This is a genomic window from Pseudomonas sp. ENNP23 (assembly GCF_001728945.1).
Taxonomy (GTDB): domain Bacteria; phylum Pseudomonadota; class Gammaproteobacteria; order Pseudomonadales; family Pseudomonadaceae; genus Metapseudomonas; species Metapseudomonas otitidis.
The window spans coordinates 1-1,028 of the sequence record NZ_LYSP01000107.1 but is presented as its reverse complement, the minus strand read 5'-3'; the positions used below and the strand labels follow the sequence as shown (position 1 = coordinate 1,028).

Annotated in this window: 1 rRNA gene; it reads right to left on the bottom strand. The window is 52.4% G+C overall.

Going from position 1 to position 1,028, the window contains the following annotated elements:
- Window positions 1-957, bottom strand: a 16S ribosomal RNA gene (locus A9G05_RS26220); the annotation flags it as partial.
- Between the last annotated feature and the right edge of the window lie 71 nt (window positions 958-1,028).

Sequence of the window (1,028 nt, the reverse complement as noted above, 5' to 3'; positions counted from 1 at the left end):
CGAATTAAACCACATGCTCCACCGCTTGTGCGGGCCCCCGTCAATTCATTTGAGTTTTAACCTTGCGGCCGTACTCCCCAGGCGGTCGACTTATCGCGTTAGCTGCGCCACTAAGATCTCAAGGATCCCAACGGCTAGTCGACATCGTTTACGGCGTGGACTACCAGGGTATCTAATCCTGTTTGCTCCCCACGCTTTCGCACCTCAGTGTCAGTATCAGTCCAGGTGGTCGCCTTCGCCACTGGTGTTCCTTCCTATATCTACGCATTTCACCGCTACACAGGAAATTCCACCACCCTCTACCGTACTCTAGCTCAGTAGTTTTGGATGCAATTCCCAGGTTGAGCCCGGGGCTTTCACATCCAACTTGCTGAACCACCTACGCGCGCTTTACGCCCAGTAATTCCGATTAACGCTTGCACCCTTCGTATTACCGCGGCTGCTGGCACGAAGTTAGCCGGTGCTTATTCTGTTGGTAACGTCAAAACAGCAAGGTATTCGCTTACTGCCCTTCCTCCCAACTTAAAGTGCTTTACAATCCGAAGACCTTCTTCACACACGCGGCATGGCTGGATCAGGCTTTCGCCCATTGTCCAATATTCCCCACTGCTGCCTCCCGTAGGAGTCTGGACCGTGTCTCAGTTCCAGTGTGACTGATCATCCTCTCAGACCAGTTACGGATCGTCGCCTTGGTGGGCCATTACCCCACCAACTAGCTAATCCGACCTAGGCTCATCTGATAGCGTGAGGTCCGAAGATCCCCCACTTTCTCCCGTAGGACGTATGCGGTATTAGCGTTCCTTTCGAAACGTTATCCCCCACTACCAGGCAGATTCCTAGGCATTACTCACCCGTCCGCCGCTGAATCATGGAGCAAGCTCCACTCATCCGCTCGACTTGCATGTGTTAGGCCTGCCGCCAGCGTTCAATCTGAGCCATGATCAAACTCTTCAGTTCAATACTGCTTGGGTTTTGAGAAAACCCTAAACTTGGCTCAGCAATCGCAAATAAACTCTCGAATTCACGAG